Source organism: Streptomyces sp. NPDC042371 (assembly GCF_056437465.1).
Genome location: NZ_JBWKAP010000007.1, coordinates 296,557 through 311,304, shown reverse-complemented (window position 1 = coordinate 311,304; position 14,748 = coordinate 296,557). Strand labels below are relative to the sequence as shown.

The following is a 14,748-nucleotide window of genomic DNA, read 5'->3' as shown; positions in this document are numbered from 1 at the left end:
CGTTTCCTCAGGATCCGTTCAGGAAGGGGCGTTCAGGATCATTCCCATGTCTCAGCACCGAGCCGCCAGCCCCCGCTCCCGACGACATCGCGCGCGCCGCAAGCAGCCGCACGCGCGCGGGCTCTCGCGAAGGGCGCGGCTCGGCCGCACGCTGCTGGCCCTCACCGGTGTCCTCGTGCTCTGCGGCGGCGCCGCTGCCTGGTACCTGTACCGCGAGCTCGACAGCATCGGCTCCTCGGCCGCCCTCGGCTCCGACGCGCCCAAGTCGACGGACGGCTCGACGAACATCCTGCTCATGGGCCTCGACACGCGCAAAGACCAGAACGGCGAGGAGCTCCCCGGCGACGTACTGAAGAAGCTGCACGCAGGGAGTTCCGACATCGGCGGCTACAACGCCAACACGCTGATCCTGCTGCACGTTCCGGCCGACGGCGGCAAGGCCAAGGGCTTCTCCATCCCGCGCGACGACCTCGTCGACATACCGGGCTACGGCAAGGACAAGATCAAGAAGGCGTACGGCCTCGCGAAGGCGGCGCAGGAGAACAAGCTGCGCGGCGAGGGCGTCACGGACGGACGCAAGCTGGAGCACGAGGGCAGGGAGGCGGGCCGACAGTCCCAGATCCGGACCGTACGGGACTTCCTTGGCGTCCCCATCGACCACTTCGCCGAGGTCAGCCTCTCGGGCTTCTACCGCCTGGCCGGTGCCCTCGACGGCGTGGAGGTCTGCCTCAACCACCCGGTCAAGGACCGCTATTCGGGAGCCGACTTCCCGGCGGGCAAGCAGGAGCTCAACGGGCAGGAGGCGCTCGCGTTCGTCCGTCAGCGCCACGGCCTGCAGCGGGGCGACCTGGACCGCACCCGCCGCCAGCAGGCGTTCCTCGCCTCCGCCCTGCACCAGGTGAACAGCGTCGGCACGCTGACCAGCCCCACCCGGCTGCTCGACCTGAAGAACGTGGCCAAGGACAACGTCGTCCTCGACGAGGGCTGGGGCGTCTTCTCCTTCGTCAAGGAGGCCAAGAACCTCACCGGCGGCAAGGTGGAGTTCACGACCCTGCCGGTGGAGAGCTTCGCCAAGCACAACGGCGAGGACGTGAACATCGTCGACCGCGACCTGGTGCGCCGCAGGGTGCAGGAACAGACGGGACAGGGTCCGCACGCGGGCCGCACGGGGTCCTCCGGGCACAAGGCCGAGGAGAAGGCTGAGAAGAAGTCCGACGACAGCGCCCCGAAGGTCGCCGGGGGTGGTGTGCCGTGCGTGGACTGAACGCCCGGGCGTCGAGCCCCGAGGGGCTCGATGCCCGGCGCACCGAGGCGCTGCTGCTCGGATTCGCCCTCGCCGTCATCATCTACGGTTACGCGTCCGCCGGCCTCGCCATGACGGGGGGCCTGCCCTCCCACCTGACCCACTTCGCGGTCTCCCAGCTCTGTCTGGCCACGGCCGCCCACCTGGCCGTCCGCAGGTTCGCGCCGCACGCCGACCCGCTGATCCTGCCGCTCGCCTTCCTCCTCACGGGCCTCGGCCTCGTCCTGATCCAGCGTCTGGACCCCGCCTACGCCGCGCGTTTCCACTCGGCCCCCGCGAGCGGCGGGCAACTCGTCTGGACCGTCCTTGCGGTGGCCGCCACGATCGTCGTGCTGTGGGCCCTGCGGGACTACCGGCAGTTGCAGCGCTACCTCTACGTCACCATGGCGGCCTCCATGGCCCTGCTCATGGCACCCGCGTTCTTCCCCGGGGACACCTACGGCGCCAAGCGCTGGGTCTACCTCGGCCCGCTCTCCTTCCAGCCGGGCGAGTTCGCGAAGATCAGCATCGTGGTGTTCTTCGCGGGCTTCCTGGTGCTCAACCGCGACGCCCTGTCCTGCACCGGCCGCCGGATGCTCGGCATGACGCTGCCGTACGGCAGGCAGATCGGCCCGATCGCCGCGGTGTGGCTCCTGAGCCTGCTGGTGCTGGTCTTCGAACGGGACCTGGGCACGTCACTGCTGTTCTTCGGCGTCTTCGTCGCCATGCTCTACATCGCGACCGAACGCACCAACTGGGTGGCGTGCGGGATCGCCATGACCCTGGTGGGAGCGGTCGCCGTCGGCGCCACCGAACCGCACGTCAAGGGCCGGATCATGGCCTGGCTGCACCCCTTCGACATCTACCTGCCGCTCGATCAGCGCCCGCCGGGGCTTATCTCCGACCAGGCCGCGGAGGCCCTGTTCGGCTTCGGCAGCGGCGGCGTCACGGGCACCGGTCTGGGCCAGGGCCACCCCGAGCTCATCGGCTTCGCCGGGCGCAGCGACTTCATTCTCACCACCGTCGGCGAGGAGCTCGGCCTGGCCGGGGTGATGGCGGTACTGCTGCTCTACACCCTGCTCGTCGCGCGCGGCTTCCGCACGGCCATCACCTGCGGCAACCCCTTCGGGAAGATGCTCGCCGCAGGCCTGTCCGTGGTGCTCGCGTTCCAGGTGTTCATCATCGTGGCGGGAGTGACCGGACTGATGCCGTTCACCGGCAAGGCCCTGCCGTTCCTCGCCCAGGGCGGCTCGTCCATGGTCGCCAACTGGCTGCTCATCGCGCTCCTCCTGGCCATCAGCAACCAGGCCCGCAGAGACCTCCACCAGGACGCCCCGTCAGACACGCACGTCGACCATCCCGAGCTCGTCGGGAGCGGTGTGCCGGGTCCGGGCCTGCCCCCACGCAGACCCGGACCCGACTGATTCCGGCGCGGTTACGAACCCGACCGCGCAACCTGGACATCGGCCGCCCGCACATAGCCGACCCGGTGCCCGTACTGGATCACGTAGTACATGTCCTTGCCGCGCACCACCTTGTGCGGTGCGGTGTCGAACGTCGGGGAGTAGAAGTACTCGCCGGGTACCTTGTCGCCGATGACGTACTCCTGACCCGCGAGGATCCTGTACGGCAGCGGTGAGACCGTCTGCACCGGTACGCCTGCCGGGTAGGCCTCCTTCTCGGGGTAGGCCCGCCCGTACACCGGGACCTCGGTCGCCCCGGCCTTCGGCGTCAGTAGGAGGCCCTTCGCGTCGACCGCGGTGGGCTGCTTCTTCGGGTTCTTGAACCAGGCCTTCTGGCCGAGGTACCAGACGGCCGTCCAGTCGCCCTTGCGCTCGGCGACCGCGTACTGCTGGCCGGTGGAGAGCCGCGCACCCGTGTCGTTCACGTCGATCGTGGAGTCCTGGCCGCCTGGCCGCTTGCCGATGTCCTTGATCAGCGGCGCGTCGTCACGCGGCTCGGTGTGCACGCGCACCGCCGCCGAGCCGTGCGGCACGCACTTCTCGCCGGGCTTGACGCAACCCGTGTACTCCGGCTGGTTCTTGGAGTACTGGGGCGCCACCGTCACCACTCCGCCGTCCGGGCCCGCCGTGCGGTGGAACGGCTTGCCCAGCAGGGTGAAGTAGTGCTGCCAGTCCCAGTACGGCCCCGGGTCCGTGTGCATGCCGGGGATCGTCGACGTCACGGTGCCCTGGACGTTGTCGTGGCCGAGGATGTGCTGCCGGTCCAGCGGGATGTCGTACTTCTTCGCGAGGTACTTCACCAGACGCGCCGACGAGCGGTACATCGCCTCCGTGTACCAGGTGTCGGGTGCGGTCAGGAAACCCTCGTGCTCCAGGCCGATCGACTTGGAGTTCACGTACCAGTTGCCCGCGTGCCAGGCGACGTCCTTGGCCTTCACGTGCTGGGCGATGTGCCCGTCGGTGGAGCGCAGGGTGTACTGCCACGACACGTAGGTCGGGTCCTGCACCAGGTTCAGGACGCCTTCCCACCTGCCCTCGGTATCGTGGATGACGATCGTGTCGATGCTCTGGCTCTTCGGCCGGTCCGACAGATCGTGGTTGCCGTAGTCGGGATTGCCGTTGGGGTCCTTGAACTCCTCGTACGGCGCGGGGATCCACTCGCACGACACGGTCTTCGGGCACTCCGTCTCACCGGCGGCCGCCTTGCGCAGGCCCATCCGCTTCAGCTGCGCCGCGTCGGGCGTGAGGCCCGGCTCCGGCGCGAGCGTCACGTGCTGGCCCGCGTCCGTGGTGCGCTGTTCGCCGTCCCGGATCACGGCGAACACGTCGTTGGCGTACGTGGCCGCCGTGGCCTGGTCGTCCGCCCCGGAGAAGCGGGCGACCGCGCCGTACCAGTCGGCGGGGTCGCTGCTCAGCGGCTTGCCGAGCTTGCGCTGGGCCGCCACGAGCAGGGCCGCGCCGCCCTCGACGTTCGCCGCGGGGTCGGTGCGCAGCTCGTCGGCGGACCGGCCGGACAGCTGGGCCGCGCGGGGGAGTGTCTTGAGGCGGGCGGGGAGTTCGGACTCGTCGGGCACCGCGGTCTTCGGCGGCGGCGCGGGACGTGAGGTGTCGCCGCGCGGGTCCTCCGTGCCCTCGCCGTGGTGCGGGGCCGAGGCCAGGGCGGTGCGCGCGTCGGTGAGGTGCATGGGGCCGTAGCCCCCGGTGACGCTGGCCGCGCCGCCGTGCGTGTCCCAGCGCGATTGCAGGTACGAGACGCCCAGCAGCACGCTCTGGGGCACGCGGTACTCGGCGGCGGCAGCGGCGAAGGCGCCCTGCAGTCTCTCCGCGGAGGCCTGTTGGGGAACGCCCGACGACGGGGCCGCGCCGAGCAGCGGAATCAGCAGACCGGCCGACGCGAGGGCGCCCACCGTCCTGACGGTACGTCTGCGCGCGGACGAACTGGGGGCGGTGGCGGATCCTCGCAATGCAGCCTCCTGGGACTCCTGGGCCGGTGAAGCGTGGCGGGGCGTGCGGGGCCGGGCGTGCGTCAGTGGTACCGGCTCTCCGACGATCCGTCAATCATGCCCAGGAAGCGGGACTTCGCATGTCAGCGCTGGTCCTGACGGGTCAAGGGCGTGTCAGGGGCCGGTTTTCGCCAGAGGCGGCCCCACCGCCTGCGGCGCGTCAGTGGCCTGGACCAATGAGCGGTGCCGAGACGCACCTGTTCGGTTCAGTGCCCGGAGCGGGACTCAGTCGAGGACGGCGACGGCTTCGACCTCGACCAGATGGGCGGGCACGTCCAGCGCAGCGACCCCGAGCAGGGTGCCGGGGGCCATCGGGGTCACCCCCAGCTTCGCGGCGGCGCGGGCGACGCCCTCCAGGAACAGGGGCATCTTGTCGGGGGTCCAGTCGACGACGTGGACGGTCAGCTTCGCCACGTCGTCGAAGGAGCCGCCGACCCCTGCGAGTGCGGTGCCGACGTTGACGTAACACTGCTCGACCTGTGCGGCCAGATCGCCCTCGCCGACCGTGACTCCCTCGGCGTCCCAGGAGACCTGTCCGGCGATGTGGACCAGCCTCGACCCGGAGGCGACCGACACCTGCCGGTAGACGCCGACTTCCACGAGTCCGGGCGGGTTCACCAGGGTGACGGTCATGCTGTGCCTCCTCGTCGGACCAAGGCGCCCTTGGTCTCTTGTGGTTACTCGGGAACCGTAAGAGAGTCGGCGCTGACGTGGAAGAACGCACTTTTTGGTGACCGGGGAACCTTGTGGTGACCGCCCTTATTGGAACGTGTGTGCCATGACGGCCCGAAGGTGCCGCCATGGCCGGATTATCCGATGTGCAGGCGAGGCCAGTGAGCGAGGTCCCGCAGCAGTTGCCGGTCGTGCGTCGCGACCACGACGGCGGCGCTCGTGTCGCGGAGCGCCGCCGTCAACTCGTCGACGAGCACGGACGACAGATGGTTGGTCGGCTCGTCGAGCAGGATCGCCCCGGGCCGCCCGGCCAGCGCCAACGCCAGGTCGAGGCGACGCCGCTGGCCCTGCGACATCCGCCCGACCGGCGTGCGCAACGCGTCGCGGTCCAGTAGGCCGAGCGAGCCGAGCGGGACGACATCGGCGTCACGGAGCACTCCTCGGGACACCAGCCGCCCCACGTGCCGGGCGTGCACCTCACGGGCCGTCAGCCCGGGGTCCTGCGCCGCGGTCTCCTGGGTCACCCGGACGACCCGGGCCCCGGCGGCCGTGACGACGTACCCGTCCGTGGGCGCGAGCGCACCGGAAAGGACCGCGAGCAGCGTGGACTTCCCGGCGCCGTTCGGCCCCGTGACGAGCAGCCGGTCGCCGCCGTCGAGCGTGAGGTCGACGGGACCGGCGAGACGGCCGCCGACCGCGACGCCGTGCGCCCGCAACTGCGGCGCCCCCCGACGGACACCCAGGTCGGGCCCGCGGAACACGGGAGGCGGCTGCGGCACGTCGATCCGGTGCGCCTCCAGGGCGTCCTGCTGCCGCTTCAGCGCCTGCACGACACCCGGGGCCCGGGACTGGCGCTGGTGCCTGCCGGTGCCCTTGTCCGGACGCCAGCCCGTCGAGAGCCGGTCGCGGGCCTTCGCCGCCGCGTCATGCAGCCGCCGGTGCTCCTCCTGCTGCTCCTCGTGATCCTGCTCCCAGCGCTCGCGCTCACGGCGTCGGGCGGCCTGCCAGGCGTCGTAACCGCCCGCGTACAGACGGGTCTTCCCGTCGCGCGTCGGGTCGAGGTCGAGGAACCGGTCCGCGACGTCACGCAGCAGCGCCCGGTCGTGGCTGACGAGGGCGAGACCGCCGTCGTGCTCGTGCAGCCTGCGGGTCAGGAAGTCGAGCCCGGCCGCGTCGAGGTGGTTGGTCGGCTCGTCGAGCAGCAGGACGTCGTGCCGCGCGCCGAGCAGGCACGCCAGCCGCACCCGGTAGCGCTGCCCGACCGACAGGGCCGACAGCGGACGGTCCCGGTCCGTGCAGGCGCCGAGGGCTTCGAGGGCCACGTCGACACGGCGTTCGGCGTCCCATGCGTCGAGCCGGGTGGCGGCGTCGAGTGCCGTGGCGTAGCGGTCGTCGGCGGCGGGGTCGCCGTCGGCCATGGCGCGGGTCGCCTCGTCCAGCGCGTCGAGCGCCGCGAGCGACGCCGCCAGCGCCTCGGACGTCAAGGTGCCGACGCGCTCGCCGTCACGCGCTGACAGCTCCTGGCGGGCCAGGCCGATCGTGCCTGCCCGCTGCACGGCGCCCTCGTCGGGAGTGATCAGACCTGCGAGGACATGCAGAAGGGTCGTCTTGCCCCGGCCGTTCTCGCCGACGACGGCGATCCGCGACCGGGCGGAGACGGTGACCGAGACGTCGTCGAGGACGATTCGGGACCCGAGGGTGACGGTGACGCCGTCGGCGCGGACGTGTGCGCTGCCGCCCGCTTCGACGGGCAGGGGCAGGGGAACGGTTTCGGGAAGGGGGGTGGGGTTCACGGGGTGCTCCGCAGCTCGCAGGGGAGCCGGGCAGCGACGATCGGCCGCCCGGCGGGAACCGGGACGGCGAGCGCTGATTCAGTGGGAGAAGGGCGCCGCCGTCAGTGGGCGGAGCGGACCTTCTGCGACCAGATACCTCGTGCCATGAGAATCATGCTAACAGCGCCACCTGCCGCTCTTCCTGTGGTTTTCCGGGCGTGCGGGCGCTGGCGCAGTGGCCGGTGTGCGGTCATCGAATGTCCCCGGTCCACTCGAAGCCGGGCGGACCGCCGTGCCGCGGGCGGTACGTCGCCCGGCCACCGGCGCCGAACTGCCCCAGCTCGGTCGGGAGTGCGACGCCCGCGTCGACCTCCTCGCGCGTCCAGCCGGTGATGTCGAGCAGCAGCCCGTCCAACGGGCCGCCCACCAGCTCGGCATAGGACTGCCCCGGACGCGGGCCCGGCCGGTCGTGATCCTGGCCGTAGACCCGCCCGCGCAGCAGCTGCTCATCGTCGCTGTCCATGAGGACCAGCCTCCCAGCCACCACTGACAGTGGGCCTTCGGGAGGAGGCGGGAGGTGGCGGAAGGAGGCGTGGGGAGGCAGGAAAGTGCGGATCCGCAATTTTTCTTGCAGGAGCGAAACGGGGGTGCCGAAGCTGTCGGTACATCACCGGCGACAAAGGGGCACGACCAATGGATTCCACCGAAACCACCGCTGCAGGCGAAAGCACCGCTCCAGGCGAAAGCGCCGCCGAGGTCGAGAGCGCGGAGCAGTTCTGGGAGCGGCACTACCGCACCCACCGGAACTGGGGCACCCGCGTCAACCCGCTGCTAGCCGAGACCGCCGCGCCGCTGCTCCCCGCCACCGCCCTGGACCTGGGCTGCGGCGCCGGAGGCGACGCGGTCTGGCTCGCGCAGCAGGGCTGGCACGTCACCGCCGTGGACATCTCCGCCACGGCCGTCGAGCGGCTGCGCGAACGCGCACGCCATCTCGGTGTCGCGGAGCGGGTCACCGCCGTACAGCACGATCTGGCCGGAGGCTTCCCCGCAGGCCGCTTCGACCTCGTCTCCGCCCAGTACTTCCACACCCCGTTCCCGCTGCTCCGCACCCACGTCCTGCGCGCCGCCGCACGCTCCCTGCGCCCCGGCGGTCTCCTGCTGATCGTCGACCACGGCTCCACCGCGCCCTGGTCCTGGAACCAGGACCCCGCCCTCCAGTACCCGACCCCGGAATCGGTCGCCGCCGAGCTCGGTCTCGACCCGACGCGCTGGCCCGTCCTGCGCGCGGAGACGGCCCGCCGCCGGGCCACCGGACCGGCTGGCGAGACCGCCACCGTCGTGGACAACGTCCTGCTCATCCAGTCCACCGCCGACCTCATCCGGCCCGCCACCGGAACGGAGTGACCCGATGCGGAAGAACACGGGACCTCCGAGGGCCCTCGCCGACTCCGACGCCGCCGAGAAGGCCACCCTCCTCGGCGTCCTCGACCAGCTGCGGAACTCGATCGCGGACAAGGTCACGGGCGCGCCGGAACCACAGGTCCGCACGGGCGGAGTCCCGTCGGGCACCAGCCTTCTCGGGCTGCTCAAGCATCTCGCGTACGTAGAGCGGTTCTACTTCCTCGGTGAGGAGCCCGGCGACTGGCAGGCGACCATGAGGCCTTCCACGGCAGACTCCGTCGACAGCGTGCGCGCCGACTACCGGAAGACCGTCGAGCGGGCGAACGAGGTCATCGGCGCCTGCCCGGACCTGAGCCTGCCCGCCCCGCGCGCACCGCGGCGCGGGCCGGTGCCGTCGATGCGATGGGTCCTGGTGCACATGATCGAGGAGACCGGTCGGCACGCCGGTCACGCCGACATCCTGCGCGAGCAGATCGACGGGTCCACCGGCCGCTGAGCGGCGGGGGAACTCGGGCAACCCGGAGAAGATGGAGGCATGACAGGCGAGACGAGCGAGACGGCAGAGACAGTCGCGGCGGCTGAGACAACTGCGACATCCGAGATCGTGCTGAGCAGACAGGACCTCCGCGAAGTCACGGCGTTCGCCGCGGCGTGCGCGGAGGAAGTGCTCGCCGTGTTCGAGACCGGTCAACCGGACGACACGCGGCCGCGGGACGCGATCGGCGCCGCATGGGAGTTCGCTCGGGGCGGCGAGCGGGGGAAGGCCCTGCGCGACACGGCGTGGGCGGCGCTGAAGGCGGCCAAGGGCGCGGACTCCGAGGCCGCGCGCGAGGCGGCGAGGGCGGCGATGGCCGCGGCAGGTGCCGCGTATCTGCATCCGCTGGCCAAGGCCACCCAGGTCAAGCACATCCTGGGAGCGGGCGCCCACGCGGCGAGAGTGGCGGAGCTCGTGGCCGGTGACGACCGGACCGTCGGAGCCGAGCGCGTCGAGCGGGCGGCGCGGCACGTGACACCGGCTGTCGTCGCCGTACTCGGACGCTTTCCGGCGGCACCGGGCGGCGGCGGCCGGGTCGGCGAGCTGATCCGCCTGCTGGACGCCGCCCTCCGCCCTTGACCGAAGCCCTCGGCCGGGCAACCGGAACCCCTCGGCCGGGCAAGAAAGAGCCCCGACTGGACGGGGGAGACCAGCCGGGGCCGTTGGGTGTGGTCAGCGGAGGGCGGTCGCCTCTCGGCGAAAGGCTCCATGGGGCTTCAGCCGAACGATCTTCCCCATGGGCTATAGGTGAGGCCCGGGGACACTGTCCCCTCCGCAGCCACACTTGGAAGAACGACGCACCCTCGTCCGTTGTTCCGGGCCTCTGCCCCGTATGGGGTGAAGTGGGACACACGGAAGCGCGCGCGGTCCGCCCATCCGCCCACAGACGCTCGCCTACGCTGCCCACATGCACATCCGCCTGATCGATCCACGCGACACGGCCTGGGAACAGGACCACGCCACCTTCCGGGTCCACTTCTGGGACGTACCCGCCAAGAGTTCCCACGAGTACGAGGTGCTGGAAGAGGTCGACGTCGATGAACTCCTCACCTGGGCAGGGGGGTACGCGACGGAGCGCGGCTGGACGTACACCGTGTACTCCGTGGTCACCGATGCCTCCGGCCAGGGGCTCATCCGGCTGGCGGGCGTCTCGGGCGACCCGTTCGGAAACGCGTAGCGCCCAGGGGCAGTTGGCGGGGGCGGACGGGCCTTCTGATCGTTGACACCCCGTCGCGGGGTGCAGGAGGATCACCTCTCTGACCCTGCCCCTGGTCCCACGCCGCCCCGCGAACGCCGCACGCCGTGGGCCCGATCACCGGCGGGCCTCACCCTCAAAGAGCGAGTCAACGCACTGGAGCGGGAACGCACGCTCCGCTTCCGTGCGACCGAGGACCGCGCCGCGCTCAACGCGTCCCTGTCGGCCGCCCACGCGCGGCTCGACCAGCTGCACGCGATGATCGTGGCGCGGCCCCCGCCCGCACGCACCTCCACATCCCCGTCACTCCGCACGCCACCCTCGCCCTCACGGCGGACTCCCCGCCTCCGCCCGAACATGTGGAGTCGGCGACTTCGCTGATCGGTGGCGCGCTCAGCAGGTTCTAGTGGGCGGTGTCCGCTCCGTCACCCGATCTGGATGACGTGCTTGCCGCGGACGCCACCGGCTTCCAGGGCCCGGTGGGCGTCGGCGAGCCGGTCCAGCGGGTGGACGGTGTCCACGACGGGGACGATGGCGCCGTCCTCCGCGTAACGCGTGATCTGGGCCAGCAGTTCGGTGTCGGGGTTGCCGCTGAAGACGCGGATGCGTCTGCTCCCGTGGACGGTCGAGGCGAGGACGGTGGCGAGGGCGGCGAGAGGCCTGTCGAAGTCGAGGGTGACGGCGACCATGCGTCCGCCGGGTGACAGGAGTCGGCGGAAGCGGGACTGCTGGGTGCCTGCGGTGTCGATGACGACGTCGAAACGGCCCAGCTCGGAGAGGCGAGTCGTGCGGTAGTCGAACGCTTCGTCGGCGCCCAGGCCGCGGACGAAGTCGAGGTTGTCCGCGCCCGCGAGAGCGACGACATGGGCACCGAAGAGCTTGCCGATCTGCACCACGACACTGCCCACGCCTCCGCTGCCCCCGCGCACCAGGAGCCGCTCACCGGGCTTGATGGCCGCTTTCTCGCGCAGGGCGGTCACCGCAGTCGCCCCACCGGCGAGCAGCGAGATGGCCTGCACCGGGGTGAGGTTCGACGGAGTGGGGGCGATCCGGCGGGGACGCACGGCGACGTACTCGGCCATGCTGCCCGTCGTGCGCCCCAGCAGCCCCCACACTCGATCCCCTTCGCGTACTCCGGTGACCGACGAACCGACCTCGGTGACCTCGCCCGCGAAGTCGATGCCGCTCGTCCTGGGGAAAGTACGGCCGGTCACCAGGCGCAGCTTCCCGGCCCGGTCGAGCAGCTCGCCGCCGTTGACGCTGGCGGTGTCCACCCGCACCAGCACCTCCTCGGGTGCGGGGCTCGGCGTCGGCCGCTTGCTCACGTAGAGGACCTCCGGAGGGCCGTACCGGTCGAAGAGGGCTGCGCGCATGTCGCTCATGGTCTTGTCCCGTGTCGTATTGCGGAGCTGCGGAAGCGCCGGGTGCGCCCGCTGGTAATCTCACGCTAAGCCCGTAAGTGGATGACCCCGTCCGGTTAGCTCGAAGTGGGAGACATTGCCTGATCAGCCATCTCACAAGCCGTCCGGGCATGTCGGCGATGTGTCCGGCGACACCGATCCTGCGGGTCTGCGCGCCGATGCCCGGCGCAACCGGGAACGCATCCTCGAAGCCGCGCGGGAGGTGTTCGCGGCCCAGGGCATCGACGCCCCCATGAGCGCCGTCGCCCGCCGCGCCGGTGTCGGTGTGGCCACCCTCTACCGCCGCTTTCCCACCCGCACCGCGCTGGCCACCGCTGCCTTCAGCGAGCAACTCGCCGTGTGCGCGGCAGCGTTCGACGAGGCCCTTGCCGACCCGGATCCCGGACACGGCCTGTACGCACTCCTGGAGAAGGTGTGCGCCACCCAGGTGACCGACCGCGGCTTCGCCTCCGCGTTCCGGGACCAGTTCCCCGACGCCCTCGATCACGACCGCGAGCGTGCCTGTGCCGAAGAGGGTCTTGCGCGGCTGGTCCAGCGGGCCCGCGAGGCCGGACAACTCCGCGACGACTTCGACCCCGCCGACATCACCCTTCTGCTCATGGCCAACGGCGGCCTCGCCGGCCAGCCGAGAGAAGCCGCCCTCGCGGCCTCCCGGCGCCTGCTGGCCTATCTCTTCCAGGCTTTCCAGGTCCAGCGCCCCGGCCCGCTGCCACCTCCCGCAGCGCTGGAACTGAGCGAGATCCGTAGGCCACCGGGCCACCCGTGAGACCGGTTGCGAAGGTCAGACGAAGCGCCGCACGAACGTCAGCGCGACGTCGGCGACCTCCTGCCACCTGCTGTCGAGCGTCAGCGCATGGTCGCGCCCGTGGAGCTCGACGATCTCCGTGACGCACGTATTGCGCTTCTGGCGCTTGTACGCCCCACTCGCGAGCGCCCAGGGAATGGCGTTGTCCTGGCCGCCCGAGATGATCAGCAGCGGGCCGCGCTGCGGATTGCGGCAGTCCGCCTTGACCTCCGTGCGCGGGTTGAAGTTGGCGAGCGCCGCCTGCATGGGCGGGGCGCACGGTGCGGGCACGGCGTACCGGTCGTAGATGGAGCGGGCCTCTTCCTCGCTGACGGCGTTGGCGTAGGCGTAGCGGAACTGCTCGTAGGTCAGGGGCTTCGCGCGCTTGCGGTTGGTGGGGTTGGCGATCATCGGGATCAGTGACCGCACCGTCGACAGGGGCATCGCGAGGACGCCGCGGAACGGGGCCGGGTTGATTGCCACCGAGGCGGCCGAGAGGCCGCGTCCCGCGAGGATCTGCGTGAGCAGCCCGCCCACGGAGTGCCCGATCACCACGGGCTTGCGGTCCAGCTTGCCGATGAGCCCCGCCAGATGATCGGCGACCTGCCCGACGGTCCTGCCCGCGATCATCTCGGGTCGCTGCCTGGCCTCGGTCGTCGTCGCCGCCTCGCCGGGCCACGTCAGGGCGACCGGCGCGAACCCGGCGGCCTCGAAATGCGGAAGCCAGTGGTCCCAGCTGCTGGCCAGCATCCACAGGCCGTGCACGAACACGGCCGGGGTGCGGCCGGAAGAATTGGCCAGGTCGATCTGCTCTGCGTCGGTTGCGGACATACCCCGACGCTACGGTCGCAAGTCCCTTGCGGTAAGGGGGAGTTGATGGTGTTGGCCGATACTGCCGCCCGCCCTTCCGGATCGTGCCGTCACGGGTGGTGCGGGTGTGTCAGCGGACGGCACCCGAAAGCACACGGTCCACCTGGCGCGGCGACAGCGCGTGCTCGACGGCGAGGATTCCGGCGCCGATCGCCGCCGCGTTCTCCCCGGTGCGGCTCGGCTCGATGCGCAGCACGTGGGTGGCCAGCGGGTGCGAGCGGCGGTACACCGCTTCCCGGACGCCCGCGAGGAGCTGGTCGTGGACGGCGGCGAGCGCCCCGCCGACGACCACCGTGTCCGGGTTGAAGAAGTTCACCAGGCCCGCGAGCACCTCGCCGACCGACCGGCCCGCCTCGCGCACCATGCGCACGGCATCGCGGTTGCCGGACTTGACCAGTCGTACGACATCGCTGCCCGACGTCGCCTCCAGACCGAGCGCCGACAGCCTGCGGGCCAGCGCCGCGCCGCCCGCTACCGCCTCCAGGCAGCCCGTGTTGCCGCACCGGCACGGATCCTCGGTGTCACCGACCCGGATGTGCCCGATGTCGCCCGCACTTCCCTGCGCCCCCCGGTGGAGGCGGCTGTCGGCGACGATGCCGCAGCCGATGCCCGTGCCCACCTTGATGTAGAGCAGGTAGCGGGTGTCCGGAAAGGCGCGGCGCTGCTCGGCCAGCGCCATCACGTTCACGTCGTTGTCGACCAGGGCGCGCGCACCGAAGCGTTCCGCGAAGAACTCGGGGATCGGGAACTGGTGCCAGCCCGGCATGATCGGCGGATCCACGGGACGGCCCGTGGAGAACTCGACGGGACCCGGCACGCCGACGCCGATCGACTGGAGTCCCCCCGCGTCACGCCCCGACTCCTCAAGGAGTGCCCGCAGTGTTCGTTCCACGTGACCGAGAACCGCCTGCGGCCCGTCCGCGATGGACAGGGGGTCCTCGCGCAGCGCCAGCGTCTCGCCGCCGATGTCCATGAGCGCCACCCGGCAGTGCGAGGCGCCCAGGTCCACCCCGGCCACCGCGTGCTCGCGGGTGCGCAGCCGGAGCCTGCGCGGTGGTCGGCCGCCCGTCGAGCCGCCGTCGGCCTCCTCCGCGAGGAAGCCGTGCGCGATCAGCGCGTCCACGCGCTGCGAGACCGTCGACCGCGCGAGCCCCGTCAGCCGGGAGATGTCCGCACGCGTCTCCGCGGCCCCGGTGCGCAGCAGGGCGAGCACCTCGCCGGGCGAGGACGGGACGGCTGCGGGGAGGTGATCCGGCGCTCCAGACATGCCGCCACCCTAGGGACGACTTCCGCTGCTCACAAGGCCGATGCTGTTCGATGCCCGACCTAAGTCACCGTCAAATACCTTAT

14 protein-coding genes are annotated in these 14,748 nt (G+C 71.3%); 7 read left to right on the top strand and 7 right to left on the bottom strand.

What is annotated here, in order from left to right; translation table 11 throughout:
* Positions 1-46: 46 nt before the first annotated feature.
* Both AC068B_RS23100 and AC068B_RS23095 read left to right on the top strand, forming a co-directional pair.
* The gene (locus AC068B_RS23100; protein ID WP_478673557.1) at positions 47-1,264 is read left to right on the top strand and encodes an LCP family protein; all 1,218 of its coding nucleotides are present in this window, start codon (positions 47-49) and stop codon (positions 1,262-1,264) included.
* Positions 1,252-2,706: an FtsW/RodA/SpoVE family cell cycle protein gene (locus tag AC068B_RS23095; protein ID WP_478673556.1), complete on the top strand. Its 1,455-nt coding sequence runs from the start codon at positions 1,252-1,254 to the stop codon at positions 2,704-2,706. Before AC068B_RS23100 ends, AC068B_RS23095 begins: the two co-directional genes overlap by 13 nt.
* 11 nt (positions 2,707-2,717) lie before the next feature.
* On the opposite strand, the gene AC068B_RS23090 is transcribed toward AC068B_RS23095, so the two are convergent.
* The 4 genes from AC068B_RS23090 to AC068B_RS23075 form a co-directional block, all read right to left on the bottom strand.
* Entirely contained in the window at positions 2,718-4,709 is a 1,992-nt protein-coding gene (locus AC068B_RS23090) for an N-acetylmuramoyl-L-alanine amidase (protein ID WP_478673555.1), read from the bottom strand.
* Between the two features lie 264 nt (positions 4,710-4,973).
* Positions 4,974-5,381 carry a RidA family protein gene (locus AC068B_RS23085; RefSeq protein ID WP_468558906.1) on the bottom strand — a complete coding sequence of 136 codons (408 nt, stop codon included), beginning with the start codon at positions 5,379-5,381 and terminating at the stop codon, positions 4,974-4,976.
* 176 nt (positions 5,382-5,557) lie between these two features.
* On the bottom strand, positions 5,558-7,213 hold the full coding sequence (locus tag AC068B_RS23080) for an ABC-F family ATP-binding cassette domain-containing protein (RefSeq protein WP_478673554.1): 1,656 nt from the start codon (positions 7,211-7,213) through the stop codon (positions 5,558-5,560).
* Positions 7,214-7,442: 229 nt separating this feature from the next.
* Positions 7,443-7,715: a hypothetical protein gene (locus AC068B_RS23075; protein WP_356255161.1), complete on the bottom strand. Its 273-nt coding sequence runs from the start codon at positions 7,713-7,715 to the stop codon at positions 7,443-7,445.
* A gap of 170 nt (positions 7,716-7,885) precedes the next feature.
* Here AC068B_RS23075 and AC068B_RS23070 point away from each other — a divergent pair, with 170 nt between their 5' ends.
* The 4 genes from AC068B_RS23070 to AC068B_RS23055 all read left to right on the top strand — a co-directional run bounded on the left by AC068B_RS23070 (position 7,886) and on the right by AC068B_RS23055 (position 10,305).
* Positions 7,886-8,596, top strand: a complete 711-nt coding sequence (locus AC068B_RS23070) for a class I SAM-dependent methyltransferase (RefSeq protein WP_478673553.1) — start codon at positions 7,886-7,888, stop codon at positions 8,594-8,596.
* A gap of 4 nt (positions 8,597-8,600) precedes the next feature.
* Positions 8,601-9,089 (top strand): DinB family protein, encoded by a 489-nt coding sequence (locus AC068B_RS23065; protein ID WP_478673552.1) that lies wholly within the window; start codon positions 8,601-8,603, stop codon positions 9,087-9,089.
* Positions 9,090-9,197: 108 nt separating this feature from the next.
* Positions 9,198-9,707 (top strand): putative immunity protein, encoded by a 510-nt coding sequence (locus AC068B_RS23060; protein WP_478673551.1) that lies wholly within the window; start codon positions 9,198-9,200, stop codon positions 9,705-9,707.
* Between the two features lie 328 nt (positions 9,708-10,035).
* A complete protein-coding gene (locus tag AC068B_RS23055) occupies positions 10,036-10,305 on the top strand; it encodes a hypothetical protein (RefSeq protein ID WP_478673550.1) in 270 nt (89 codons plus the stop codon).
* A gap of 443 nt (positions 10,306-10,748) precedes the next feature.
* Here the strand turns inward: AC068B_RS23055 and AC068B_RS23050 are convergent, their stop codons facing one another.
* Positions 10,749-11,705: an NAD(P)-dependent alcohol dehydrogenase gene (locus AC068B_RS23050; RefSeq protein ID WP_478673549.1), complete on the bottom strand. Its 957-nt coding sequence runs from the start codon at positions 11,703-11,705 to the stop codon at positions 10,749-10,751.
* Positions 11,706-11,820: 115 nt separating this feature from the next.
* Here AC068B_RS23050 and AC068B_RS23045 point away from each other — a divergent pair, with 115 nt between their 5' ends.
* The gene (locus AC068B_RS23045) at positions 11,821-12,510 is read left to right on the top strand and encodes a TetR/AcrR family transcriptional regulator (protein WP_478673548.1); all 690 of its coding nucleotides are present in this window, start codon (positions 11,821-11,823) and stop codon (positions 12,508-12,510) included.
* Between the two features lie 15 nt (positions 12,511-12,525).
* Here AC068B_RS23045 and AC068B_RS23040 read toward each other — a convergent pair whose 3' ends face one another.
* Both AC068B_RS23040 and AC068B_RS23035 read right to left on the bottom strand, forming a co-directional pair.
* Positions 12,526-13,359, bottom strand: coding sequence for an alpha/beta hydrolase (locus AC068B_RS23040; RefSeq protein ID WP_478673547.1), 834 nt, complete (start codon positions 13,357-13,359; stop codon positions 12,526-12,528).
* Positions 13,360-13,468: 109 nt separating this feature from the next.
* The gene (locus tag AC068B_RS23035) at positions 13,469-14,665 is read right to left on the bottom strand and encodes an ROK family transcriptional regulator (protein ID WP_356255190.1); all 1,197 of its coding nucleotides are present in this window, start codon (positions 14,663-14,665) and stop codon (positions 13,469-13,471) included.
* Between the last annotated feature and the right edge of the window lie 83 nt (positions 14,666-14,748).

What these genes read in the sequence shown, in the direction of transcription:
- AC068B_RS23100 (WP_478673557.1), top strand. Translation starts at nt 47, where the DNA reads ATGTCTCAGCACCGAGCCGCCAGCCCCCGCTCCCGACGACATCGCGCG.
- AC068B_RS23070 (WP_478673553.1), top strand. Translation starts at nt 7,886, where the DNA reads ATGGATTCCACCGAAACCACCGCTGCAGGCGAAAGCACCGCTCCAGGC.
- AC068B_RS23050 (WP_478673549.1), bottom strand. Translation starts at nt 11,705, where the DNA reads ATGAGCGACATGCGCGCAGCCCTCTTCGACCGGTACGGCCCTCCGGAG.
- AC068B_RS23035 (WP_356255190.1), bottom strand. Translation starts at nt 14,665, where the DNA reads ATGTCTGGAGCGCCGGATCACCTCCCCGCAGCCGTCCCGTCCTCGCCC.
- AC068B_RS23040 (WP_478673547.1), bottom strand. Translation starts at nt 13,359, where the DNA reads ATGTCCGCAACCGACGCAGAGCAGATCGACCTGGCCAATTCTTCCGGC.
- AC068B_RS23075 (WP_356255161.1), bottom strand. Translation starts at nt 7,715, where the DNA reads ATGGACAGCGACGATGAGCAGCTGCTGCGCGGGCGGGTCTACGGCCAG.
- AC068B_RS23085 (WP_468558906.1), bottom strand. Translation starts at nt 5,381, where the DNA reads ATGACCGTCACCCTGGTGAACCCGCCCGGACTCGTGGAAGTCGGCGTC.
- AC068B_RS23055 (WP_478673550.1), top strand. Translation starts at nt 10,036, where the DNA reads ATGCACATCCGCCTGATCGATCCACGCGACACGGCCTGGGAACAGGAC.
- AC068B_RS23065 (WP_478673552.1), top strand. Translation starts at nt 8,601, where the DNA reads ATGCGGAAGAACACGGGACCTCCGAGGGCCCTCGCCGACTCCGACGCC.